Genomic DNA, 10,975 nt, shown 5'->3' on the forward strand with positions numbered 1-10,975 from the left:
AACGTAGAATCGCGCGCCCGGCGGTCCGATTGTATGAACCCCTCTTTTGACGCCGGGGTCCGCCCCAACCTGTCCCGCATGGCCACCAAGAAAAAACCAGACCCGTCCAGCCGGATCGCCGATAACAAGAAGGCGGCCTTCAACTACTTCTTCGAGGAGAAGTTCGAGGCCGGCGTGGTGCTGCAAGGCTGGGAAGTGAAGTCGCTGCGCGAAGGCAAGGTGCAGCTGACCGACGGCTACGTGGTGGTGCGCGACGGCGAGATGTACCTCATCGGGCTGCAGATCAACCCGCTCAACACCGCATCCAGCCATGTCAGCCCGGACTCGGTGCGCACCAAGAAGCTGCTGCTGCACAAGGAAGAGATCCGCCGCCTGATCGGCAAGGTGGACCAGAAGGGCTACACCCTGGTGGCGCTGAACCTGCACTGGAAGAACGGCAAGGTCAAGGCGGAGATCGCCCTGGCCAAGGGCAAGGCCGAACACGACAAGCGCGACACGATCAAGGACCGCGAGGGCAAGCGCGAGGTCGAGCGGGCCATGAAGAGCCGCAGCCGCTGACCCCGCCGCGGGTTCAGAGGGCGCGCAGCGGGTGGGCGTGCGCCGGCCAGGGGCTGGCGAAGAAGGCCATCACCTCCTGCGGATCGACCTCCTCGACGCGGGCCGGCCGCCAGTTCGGGCGATTGTCCTTGTCGATCGCCAGTGCGCGGATGCCTTCCACCGTTTCGCCCTCGCCTGCGGCCCGCAGGTGGAAGCAGTGGCGCACCATGTCGCGCTCCATCCGCAGCACGTCGGCCAGCGCCATCGTGCGGCCGCGGCGCAGCTGCTCCAGCGTGACGCATTGCATCAGGGGGGAACGCTTGCGCACGGCATCGAGCGTTTCAAGCGCCCAGGGCGAGCCGTCGGCCGCCAGCGCCGCGGCGATGGCGGGAACGGTCGGCAGCGAGAACAGGCGGTCGATCCGCTCGCGCTCGAACAGCTCTTGCGGCTGGGCCGCCTCGTCGGTGCGCAATCGGGCCAGGCGGCTCTCCAGGGCCTGGATGCCGCCTTCGGCCAGCGCATCCCACAGGGACGGCAACCGGGGCGATTCCACCAGCACGTCGGCCAGGTTGGCGGCGACGGCCTGCGCCCCGCCGATCACGTTGCAGGTCAGCGCGAGGTATTCGCCCAGCCGCCCCGGGCAGCGCCCGAGGAAATAGCCGCCGCCGACGTCCGGGAACAGGCCGATCTGGGTCTCGGGCATCGACATCCTGGTGCGCTCGGTCACCACCCGCATCCGCTGGCCGGCCCGGCCGTGGCCGGCGATGCCCATGCCGCCGCCGATCACGATGCCGTCCAGGAAGGAGACGTACGGCTTGGGAAAGGTGTCGACGATGAAATTGAGCTCGTATTCCTCGGTGAAGAAATCCTCCAGCTGCGGATCGCCGGCCAGCGCCGCCTGGTGGAAGAAGCGGATGTCGCCGCCGGCGCTGAAGTTGCCGAACGGCGCGCTACCGGAGGGGCTGCTACTGTCCCTGCCCTGCCCGCGGATCGCGACCGCGGCCACGGCCGGGTCGTCCCGCCATGCCAGCAGCGCCTGCGCCAGTTGCCGCACCATGCCCAGCGACAGCGCGTTCAGCGCCTTCGGCCGGTTCAGCGTGATCAGGCCGGTGCGGCCGCGCACCTCGCAGACGATGTCGCTCATGCCCTCTGCCTCCATCCAACCAGTTCGTTCGTGACCAGCGCGCCGATCACCAGCGCGCCGCCGGCCAGCACCGCCTGGGTCGGCACTTCGTCCGCGCCCAGCCACGCCAGCAGGATGCCGAAGATGATCTCCAGCAGCGCCAGCAGCGCGATTTCCGGGGCCTTGAGGACCCGCGCGCACATGACGGACAGGGCGCAGGGAATGGCCAGCTGCACCAGCCCGAGGAAGGCCAGCAGCCCGATGTCGTGCACCGAGGCCCTGAACGGCATCGCCAGCGGCAGCGTGGCCAGGGCGGAGATGGCGGCCCCCACCAGCACCGCCGGCACCAGGTCGACGTTGCGGCCCTGCGCGTGCGAGCGCTGCGTCACCGTCCAGTTCACCGCGCCGGCCAGCGGCACGAACAGCGCCACCAGCGTGCCGGCCAGCTGCCCGGCCGAGAGCTCGGTGCCGTACATGTAGGCGATGCCGACGCCGGCCACGACGATCGCGATCCAGGTGCGCGGCGCGATCCGGTGGCCGATGAAGATCCGCGCGATCAGCGCCGTCAGCAGCGGCCCCAGCGCCATGGTGACCAGCACGTTGGCCACGCTGGTGAGCGTCAGCGCCACCATGAAGGCGGTGAACATCACGCTCCAGCACAGGCCGGAGATCCACAGCGCTGGCCCCGCGTGGCGGATCTTGCCGAACACCGCGCGGCCCTGGAAGAACGGCAGGATCACCAGCAGCGACAGGACCGTGAAGAAGCTGCGCCAGAAGGTGACCTCGAAGCTGCGCGCGTGCTCCAGCTGGCGCGTGACGACGCCGGCGGTGGACCACATCAGGGTCACCGCCACCATCAGGAACACTGCCCTGCCGTGGGTCAGCTTCATGCGCCTTAGGCGCCGCGGCCGGCGCGCTTGCGCTCGTGCTCTTTCAGGTGGCGCTTGCGCAGCCGCACGCTCTTGGGCGTGATCTCGACCAGTTCGTCCTCCTCGATGAACTCGACGCCGTATTCCAGCGTCAGCTCGATCGGCGGCGTGATCTTGATCGCGTCTTCCTTGCCGGAGACGCGGAAGTTGGTCAGCTGCTTGGTCCGGGTGGCGTTGACCACCAGGTCGTTGTCGCGGCTGTGGATGCCGACGATCATGCCTTCGTACACCGGGTCGTTGGCGCGCACGAACATGCGGCCGCGGTCGTCCAGCTTGCCCAGCGCGTAGGTGAAGATCTCGCCGTCGTCCATCGAGATCAGCACGCCGTTCTTGCGGCTGCCGATCTCGCCCTTGTGCGGCTCGTAGCTGTCGAAGATGTTGGAGATCAGGCCGGAGCCGCGGGTCAGGTTCAGGAATTCGTTGGTGAAGCCGATCAGGCCCCGCGCCGGAATGCGGTATTCCAGGCGGACGCGGCCGCGGCCGTCCGGCTCCATGTTCACCAGGTCGCCCTTGCGCTCGCCCAGCGCCTGCATCACGCCGCCCTGGTGCTGCTCCTCGATGTCGGCCGTCACCAGCTCGATCGGCTCATGCCTGACGCCGTTGACGTCCTTGAACACCACGCGCGGCTTGGAGACGGCCAGCTCGTAGCCTTCGCGGCGCATGTTTTCCAGCAGGATCGTCAGGTGCAGTTCGCCGCGGCCCATGACCTCGAAGATGCCTTCCTCGCCGGTTTCCTTCACGCGCAGCGCCACGTTCGACTGCAGTTCCTTCTGCAGGCGGTCCCAGATCTGGCGGCTGGTGACGAACTTGCCTTCGCGGCCGGCCAGCGGGCTGGTGTTGACGCAGAAGTTCATGGTCAGGGTCGGTTCGTCGACCTTGAGCATGGGCAGCGGCGCCGGCGTCACCGGGTCGGTGATCGTGACGCCGATGCCGATGTCGTTGATGCCGTTGATCAGCACGATCTCGCCCGGGCCGGCCTGGGTGACCTGCACCCGGTCCAGGCCCTGGAAGGTCAGCACCTGGTTGACCTTGCCCTTGATGGCCTTGCCGTCCGGGCCTTCCATGACGACCACGTCCATCATCGGCCTGATGGTGCCGGCGTTGATGCGGCCGACGCCGATGCGGCCGACGAAGGTGGAAAAGTCGATCGCCGAAATCTGCAGCTGCAGCGGCGCATCCGGGTCGCCCTCGTGCGGCGGCACGTGCTGCAGCACGGTGTTGAACAGGGCCGACATGTCAGGGCCCCACTGCTCGCCGGCCGCGCCCTCTTCCATCGAGGTCCAGCCGTTGATGCCGGAGGCGTAGACCACCGGGAAGTCCAGCTGTTCGTTGGTCGCGCCGAGCTTGTCGAACAGGTCGAAGGCGGCGTCGACCACGTATTGCGGGCGCGCGCCCGGCTTGTCGACCTTGTTGACGACGAGAATGGGCTTCAGGCCCAGGGCCAGCGCCTTCTTGGTGACGAAGCGGGTCTGCGGCATCGGGCCTTCCTGGGCATCGATCAGCAGCACCACGCCGTCGACCATGGACAGGGCCCGTTCCACCTCGCCGCCGAAGTCGGCGTGGCCGGGGGTGTCCACGATGTTGATGTGCGTGCCTTCCCAGGTCACGGCGCAGTTCTTGGCCAGGATGGTGATGCCACGCTCCTTTTCGATGGCGTTGTTGTCCATCACGGTGTCGACCACCTTCTCGTGCTCGGCGAAGGTGCCGGACTGGCGAAGCAGTTGGTCGACCATGGTGGTCTTGCCATGGTCCACGTGGGCGATGATGGCGATGTTGCGGATTTGCTTGTTTGTCATGTCGTCGTTTCCAGGATTTGCTGTATTTCAGGGGGGCTCAGCAGTCGCCCCGGGATCAGTTCTCCGGCCCTGATGTGGCCGGTGCCGAGCAGTGCCGGCGGATCGGTGCCGTAGACGGCCACCTGCTCGTCGTCGTTCCACACGCCGCGCCGGCGCAGGCCGCTGAGGAAACGCCCCGCATTGTCGGCATCCAGCGTGACGGCCGTGTGTTGCGGCAGCAGCGAGTCGACCGGCAGCAGGCAGGCCAGCCGCTCCTGCTCGCTCATCGCCTCCAGCGCCGGCAGCGTCACGCACTGGTCGACGCGGTAATGGCCGGTGGCGATCCGGCGCAGCGAGATCAGATGCGCGCCGCAGCCCAGCGCCTCGCCGATGTCCTCGGCCAGCGTCCGGATATAGGTGCCCTTGCTGACCTTGGCCACCATGCGGATGGCATGCTCGGCGCGCGGATCCTGCATCCGTTCCAGCGTCAGTTCGTGCACCGTGAGGTCGCGCGCTTCCCGCTCCACTTCCTCACCGGCGCGCGCGTATTCGTACAGGGCCTTGCCGTCCTTCTTCAGGGCGCTGTGCATCGGCGGCACCTGGCGCAGCGGGCCGGTGAACTGCCGCTGCACGGCGGCCAGCTGCGCATCGGTCACGCTGACGGGCCGGGTCGCGATCACCTCGCCTTCGGCGTCGCCGGTGGTCGTCTTGAAGCCAAGCCGGGCAACCGCTTCATAGGTCTTGTCGGCGTCGAGCTGCAACTGGCTGAACTTGGTTGCGGCGCCGAAGCACAGCGGCAGCACGCCCGTGGCCAGCGGATCGAGGGTGCCGGTGTGCCCGGCCTTTTCGGCGCGCAACAGCCACTTGCACCGCTGCAAGGCGTTATTGCTGGACAGGTCCAGCGGCTTATCGAGCAACAACACCCCATGCACAGGGCGCCGCTGCACCCTGGTGCTTGGCGCGTTCATGGCTAGGCGTCGTCTTTGGAACGCGAGGCGACCGCCCGCGCGATCAGCGCGTTCATGTCGGCGGCCCGCTCGGTCGTGCGGTCGAACTGGAAGTGCAGCGTCGGCACGGTGTGGATGTGCAGCCGCTTGAACAGGTGGTTGCGCAGGAACCCCGCGGCCTGGTTCAGGGCGATCTCGCACTCCGCCGGATCGCCCACCAGCACGCTGAAGAACACCTTGGCGTGCGCGTAGTCCGGCGTCACCTCGACCGCCTGGACCGTGACCATGCCCACCCGCGGGTCCTTCAACTCGCGGGCGATCAGCTCCGTCAGATCGCGCTGGATCTGGTCGGCGACCTTGAAGCCGCGGTTCGGAGTTGCGCTTTTCTTGGGCATGAAATCGGGGTCAAGGACGCGGAAGACGCCGAGGTTTCGCAGAAGGCGCAGAAAAGACAGCTAAAAAATGGTTTTGCATTCTTCTTCGTCTTCTGCGTTGCTTCTGCGCCTTGTGCGTCCGGATGTCCGCCTTACAGCGTCCGGGCCACTTCCTTGACTTCGAAGAACTCGAGGTGGTCGCCCACCGCGATGTCGTTGTAGTTCTTCAGCTTGATACCGCACTCGAAGCCTTCCTTGACTTCGCGCACGTCGTCCTTGAGCCGCTTGAGCGACTCGAGCTCGCCGGTGTACACCACCACGTTGTCGCGCAGCAGGCGGAAATGCGCCGAGCGGGTGACCATGCCGGAGGTGACCATGCAACCGGCAACGGTGCCGATCTTGGACGCCACGAACACGGTGCGGATCTCGGCCATGCCGATGATTTCCTCGCGCTTTTCCGGGGTCAGCATGCCCGACATGGCGACCTTCAGCTCGTCCACCGCGTCATAGATGATGCTGTAGTAGCGGATGTCCACGCCGGTGCTTTCGGCCGTCTTGCGCGCGCCGGAGTCGGCCCGCACGTTGAAGCCGATGATCACCGCCTTGGAGGCGATCGCCAGGTTGACGTCCGACTCGCTGATGGCGCCGACGGCGGAGTACACCAGCTGCACCTTCACTTCGTCGGTCGACAGCTTGAGCAGCGACTGGGCCAGCGCTTCCTGCGAACCCTGCACGTCGGCCTTGATGATGATCGGCAGCATCTTGACCTCGCCGGCCGTCATGTCGGTGAACATGTTCTCCAGCTTGGACGCCTGCTGCTTGGCCAGCTTGGTGTTGCGGAACCTGCCGGCGCGGTAGGTGGCGATCTCGCGGGCGCGGCGCTCGTCGGTCATCACCATGAATTCGTCGCCGGCCTGCGGCACTTCGGTCAGGCCCTGGATTTCCACCGGGATCGACGGACCGGCCGTCTTGATCGACTTGCCGTTCTCGTCCAGCATGGCGCGCACCCGGCCATAGGTCTGGCCGGCCAGCACCACGTCGCCGGTCTTGAGCGTGCCGGATTGCACCAGCACGGTCGCCACCGGGCCGCGGCCCTTGTCCAGTTGCGCCTCGACGACCAGTCCCTTGGCCAGCGCTTCCACCGGCGCCTTCAGCTCCAGCACTTCGGCTTGCAGCAGCACCTGTTCCAGCAGGGCGTCGATGCCTTCGCCGGTCTTGGCGGAGACCGCCACGAACGGCGATTCGCCGCCGTATTCTTCCGGCACCACTTCTTCGGCCACCAGTTCCTGCTTGACGCGGTCCGCGTTGGCGTCCGGCTTGTCGATCTTGTTGATCGCGACCACGATCGGCACACCAGCAGCCTTCGCGTGCTTGATGGCTTCCTTGGTCTGGGGCATGACGCCGTCGTCGGCGGCGACCACCAGGATGACGATGTCGGTGGCCTGCGCGCCACGGGCCCGCATGGCGGTGAACGCCTCGTGGCCCGGGGTGTCCAGGAACGAGATCATCCCGCGCGGCGTTTCCACGTGGTACGCGCCGATGTGCTGGGTGATGCCGCCGGCTTCGCCCGACGCCACCTTGGCGCGCCGGATGTAATCCAGCAGCGAGGTCTTGCCGTGGTCGACGTGGCCCATCACGGTGACGACCGGCGCCCGCGGCAGGGCCTCGCCCTCGGCGGCGGCGACGTCCTGCTCGGTGAAGGCTTCCGGATCGTCCAGCGCCGCGGTCACGGCCTTGTGGCCCATTTCCTCGACCACGATCATGGCCGTGTCCTGGTCCAGCGGCTGGTTGATGGTGACCATCTGGCCCATCTTCATCAGCGCCTTGATCACTTCGGACGACTTGACGGCCATCTTGTGCGCCAGTTCGGCGACCGTGATGGTCTCCGGCACGTGCACTTCGATGATCCGCGCCTCGACCGGTGCGGCCTGCACGTGGTCGTCGCCGCGGTGGTCACGATCGCCGCCACGGCTGCGCCCGCGAGGACCGCCGCGCCAGCTGTTGCGGCCGACGCCACCCGAAGCATCGCCACGGGTCGGGATGGCCTTCTTCTTGGCCGGATCGCCCGCCCAGCTGGAGGACAGCTTGGCCGACTTGACTTCCTTGCCGGCGCCGCCGGGGGCGGCAGGCGCGGCTGCGCCCGGTGCCGGGCGGCCGGTTCCGGTGCCCACGGCCGGCTTGTGCAGCGTGCCCTTGGCGCCGGGCTTGGCCGGTTCCGCCTTGGCGACTGCCTTTTCCGGCGGCTTGTGGGCAACCAGCACCTTCTTGGGCGCCGACATCATCGAGCGGATGGCGGCGGCTTCGGCCTCGGCCTTGCGGCGGCGCTCGCCGAGGTCGGCGGCGCGTGCGGCTTCCTCGTCGGCGCGGGCCTTTGATTCGGCAGCGGCCTTCTCCCGGGCTTCCACCTGCGCGGCGGCGCGGGCCGCGGCGGCATCGATCGCTTCCTGCGTCGCTTCGGCCTTCACCGTGGTGGCAGTGGCCTTCTTCTGTTCTTCGGTGGCAGCGTACTGCGCGGCACGTTCTTCGGCTTCGCGGTCGCGGCGCTCCGAGTCCTCGCGCTGCTTGCGCTTTTCCGCCAGGTCTTCTTCCTGGCGGCGGATCAGCTCGGCCTGGCGCCGTGCTTCTTCCTCGCGCCGGCCCAGTTCGGCGTCGTCGATCTGGTGGCCGCCGGCGGCAGGCGCCTGTTGCACGTCCGGCTCCGGCGCCTCGACCACGGCGGTGTCGCCACCCTCGTCACGCTTGACGAAAGTGCGCTTCTTGCGCACTTCCACCTGGATCGTGCGCGCCTTGCCCGACGAATCCGCCTGCTTGATCTCGCTGGTGGATTTCTTCACCAGCGTGATCTTCTTGCGTTCGGGCGCGGCTGTGCCGTGGCTGGCCTGCAGGTAGCCGAGCAGCTTCTGCTTGTCGGCTTCGCTGAGCGCGTCGGTGGGGGCCGCTTTGGCCACACCTGCGCTGCGAAGCTGCTCGAGCAGCGTGTCGGGAGATTTTTTAAGTTCGGTTGCGAACTCGGCGACGGTCGTACTGGACATGTGTTGCGATACCTTCCATCACTCTTGAGCGGCGGTGGCAGTGGTGAACCAATGCTCGCGCGCTTTCATGATCAGGGTTTTGGCCTCGTCCGCGGACTGGCCAGTGATTTCTGTGAGTTCATCGACGGCCAGGTCGGCCAGGTCGTCGCGGGTGTGGACGCCGGCTTCCGCCAGCTTGCCGATCAGCTCGGGATTGAGGCCTTCGAGATCACGCAGGTCCTGCGACACCTCCTCGACGCTCTCTTCGCGGGCGATCTCCTGCGTCAGCAGGGCATCCTTGGCGCGGGCGCGCAGTTCGTTGACCGTGTCCTCATCGAAGCTCTCGATCTCCAGCATCTCGGAAATCGGCACGTAGGCCACTTCCTCGAGGCTGGTGAAGCCCTCGGCGAACAGGATGTCGGCGATCTCCTGGTCCACGTCCAGCTTTTCCATGAACAGCGCGCGGATGGTGCCCGTCTCCTCGGCCTGCTTCTGCGCCGATTCGTTCGCGTCCATGATGTTGATCTTCCAGCCGGTCAGGTCGGAAGCCAGGCGCACGTTCTGGCCGCCGCGGCCGATCGCGATCGCCAGGTTTTCCTCGTCAACGACCACGTCCATCGCGTGCTTCTCTTCGTCCACGACGATCGAAGACACGTTGGCCGGGGCCAGGGCGCCGATCACGAACTGCGCCGGGTCTTCCGACCACAGCACGATGTCGACGCGCTCGCCGGCCAGCTCGTTGGTCACGGCGTTGACGCGGGTGCCACGGACGCCGACGCAGGTGCCGATCGGGTCGACCCGCTTGTCGTGCGACAGCACGGCGATCTTGGCGCGGCTGCCCGGATCGCGGGCGCAGCTCTTGATCTCCAGCAGGCCCTGCTCGATCTCGGGCACTTCCTGGCGGAACAGCTCGATCATGAATTCCGGTGCCGAGCGCGACAGGATGATGGGCGCGCCGCGCAGCGTCAGGTCCACTTCCATGATCATCGCCCGCACCCGGTCGCCGTTGCGCAGGTTTTCCTTGGGGATCATCTCGCCGCGGCGCAGGCGCCCTTCGACGCGTCCGCTCTCCACGATGATGTCGCCCTTGTCCATGCGCTTGACGGTGCCCACGAAGATCTTGTCGCCGCGCGACATGAAGTCGTTCAGCAGCATCTCGCGCTCGGCGTCGCGGATCTTCTGCAGGATCACCTGCTTGGCGGCCATGGCGCCGATGCGGCCGATCGGCACCGAAGGAACTGCTTCCTCGATGTACTCGTCCACCTCGATGTCGGGCATCTCTTCCTTGGCTTCGAACAGCAGGATTTCCTGGTCGGGCAGCTGCAGGCCGGCCTCGTCGGGGACGACGTGCCAGCGGCGGAAGGTCTCGTAGTCGCCGCTGTCGCGGTCCACCACCACGCGGATGTCCACGTCGCCTTCGTACAGCTTCTTGGTCGCTTGCGCCATGGCAGATTCGACCGCGCCGAAAACCACGTCGCGTTCGACGTTCTTCTCGCGCGAGATCGCTTCCACCAGCATCAACAATTCGCGATTCATGTCACGACTCTCCTGTCTCTCAAATCTCTAAATCAGTTGGGGCCGGACGGCTCGTTCGCAACGTCCGCGCCCGCCGCGCCGCTCCTGCGGCCCTTGAAATCCACGATCGGCGCCAGCCGCGCTTCCTTGAGCTCGTCCAGCGTGAACCCCAGCGCCTGCAGCGGGACCGGCTCCCTCTTCCTGCTCACCTTCGCTCCTGGCTTGGGCGCCGGCGCATCGCTCCAGACGATCTGCCAGCCACCTGCCTCGGCCCGCTCCAGCGTGCCGCGAAACTTCTTGCGGCTGGCGCTGACCTGCCCCGCCGCCGCCGCGCCGATCGGCGCCTTCAGCGTGATGTCCACCTCGCGGCCGGCAAAACGCTCGAAATCCTGTTCGCTCTTCAACGGCCGATCGATGCCCGGCGAGGACACCTCGAGCCGCGCATATTCGACGCCTTCGACTTCCAGCGCAAACTGCAGCTGGCGCGTCACCTTCTCGCAGTCCTCGACGGTCACGAACTGCTCCTGCTGCGGATCCCACGGCAGGTCGATCGTGATGCGCAGCAGGCCCCCGGCGGACCGTTCGATCTCCACCAGCTCGTATCCCAAACCGGTCACGGTTTGCAAGGCGATATCCTGCAGTGCCACTATTTTCCGTCTGCTCCAAAAGCGATCGACCAAAAAAAACGGGCGGTGAGTACCCGCCCGTTTGGTCGTGAAGCAAGGATTGTACCTCGTAAAGCCTTGATTTGCAAGGCATCGACG

9 protein-coding genes are annotated in these 10,975 nt (G+C 66.8%); 1 reads left to right on the forward strand and 8 read right to left on the reverse strand.

What is annotated here, in order from left to right; all coding sequences use genetic code 11:
• The first annotated feature begins 78 nt into the window (after positions 1-78).
• Positions 79-558 (forward strand): SsrA-binding protein SmpB, encoded by a 480-nt coding sequence (gene smpB / locus ACFPOE_RS20385; protein WP_376852160.1) that lies wholly within the window; start codon positions 79-81, stop codon positions 556-558.
• 13 nt (positions 559-571) lie between these two features.
• On the opposite strand, the gene ACFPOE_RS20390 is transcribed toward smpB, so the two are convergent.
• From ACFPOE_RS20390 to rimP, 8 genes are all read right to left on the reverse strand, one after another.
• Positions 572-1,681: an enoyl-CoA hydratase/isomerase family protein gene (locus ACFPOE_RS20390; protein ID WP_376852161.1), complete on the reverse strand. Its 1,110-nt coding sequence runs from the start codon at positions 1,679-1,681 to the stop codon at positions 572-574.
• A complete protein-coding gene (locus tag ACFPOE_RS20395) occupies positions 1,678-2,550 on the reverse strand; it encodes a DMT family transporter (protein ID WP_376852162.1) in 873 nt (290 codons plus the stop codon). Before ACFPOE_RS20395 ends, ACFPOE_RS20390 begins: the two co-directional genes overlap by 4 nt.
• A 5-nt stretch (positions 2,551-2,555) precedes the next feature.
• Positions 2,556-4,385, reverse strand: coding sequence for a translational GTPase TypA (gene typA, locus ACFPOE_RS20400; protein ID WP_376852163.1), 1,830 nt, complete (start codon positions 4,383-4,385; stop codon positions 2,556-2,558).
• Complete coding sequence (gene truB / locus ACFPOE_RS20405) at positions 4,382-5,332, reverse strand: tRNA pseudouridine(55) synthase TruB (RefSeq protein WP_376852164.1); 951 nt, start codon at positions 5,330-5,332, stop codon at positions 4,382-4,384. The genes typA and truB overlap by 4 nt, the downstream gene beginning before the upstream one ends.
• Before the next feature lie 2 nt (positions 5,333-5,334).
• Positions 5,335-5,706, reverse strand: a complete 372-nt coding sequence (gene rbfA / locus ACFPOE_RS20410; protein ID WP_376852165.1) for a 30S ribosome-binding factor RbfA — start codon at positions 5,704-5,706, stop codon at positions 5,335-5,337.
• Positions 5,707-5,837: 131 nt separating this feature from the next.
• The gene (gene infB, locus ACFPOE_RS20415) at positions 5,838-8,717 is read right to left on the reverse strand and encodes a translation initiation factor IF-2 (RefSeq protein WP_376852166.1); all 2,880 of its coding nucleotides are present in this window, start codon (positions 8,715-8,717) and stop codon (positions 5,838-5,840) included.
• An 18-nt stretch (positions 8,718-8,735) separates the two neighbouring features.
• Positions 8,736-10,232 carry a transcription termination factor NusA gene (gene nusA, locus ACFPOE_RS20420; protein WP_376852167.1) on the reverse strand — a complete coding sequence of 499 codons (1,497 nt, stop codon included), beginning with the start codon at positions 10,230-10,232 and terminating at the stop codon, positions 8,736-8,738.
• Positions 10,233-10,264: 32 nt separating this feature from the next.
• Entirely contained in the window at positions 10,265-10,858 is a 594-nt protein-coding gene (gene rimP, locus ACFPOE_RS20425) for a ribosome maturation factor RimP (RefSeq protein ID WP_376852459.1), read from the reverse strand.
• Positions 10,859-10,975 lie beyond the last annotated feature (117 nt).

Origin of the sequence: Caenimonas terrae, from assembly GCF_042655405.1 — a bacterium.
GTDB classification, from domain to species: Bacteria; Pseudomonadota; Gammaproteobacteria; order Burkholderiales; family Burkholderiaceae_C; genus Ramlibacter; species Ramlibacter terrae_A.

What these genes read in the sequence shown, in the direction of transcription:
- smpB (WP_376852160.1), top strand. Translation starts at nt 79, where the DNA reads ATGGCCACCAAGAAAAAACCAGACCCGTCCAGCCGGATCGCCGATAAC.
- ACFPOE_RS20390 (WP_376852161.1), bottom strand. Translation starts at nt 1,681, where the DNA reads ATGAGCGACATCGTCTGCGAGGTGCGCGGCCGCACCGGCCTGATCACG.
- ACFPOE_RS20395 (WP_376852162.1), bottom strand. Translation starts at nt 2,550, where the DNA reads ATGAAGCTGACCCACGGCAGGGCAGTGTTCCTGATGGTGGCGGTGACC.
- typA (WP_376852163.1), bottom strand. Translation starts at nt 4,385, where the DNA reads ATGACAAACAAGCAAATCCGCAACATCGCCATCATCGCCCACGTGGAC.
- truB (WP_376852164.1), bottom strand. Translation starts at nt 5,332, where the DNA reads ATGAACGCGCCAAGCACCAGGGTGCAGCGGCGCCCTGTGCATGGGGTG.
- rbfA (WP_376852165.1), bottom strand. Translation starts at nt 5,706, where the DNA reads ATGCCCAAGAAAAGCGCAACTCCGAACCGCGGCTTCAAGGTCGCCGAC.
- infB (WP_376852166.1), bottom strand. Translation starts at nt 8,717, where the DNA reads ATGTCCAGTACGACCGTCGCCGAGTTCGCAACCGAACTTAAAAAATCT.
- nusA (WP_376852167.1), bottom strand. Translation starts at nt 10,232, where the DNA reads ATGAATCGCGAATTGTTGATGCTGGTGGAAGCGATCTCGCGCGAGAAG.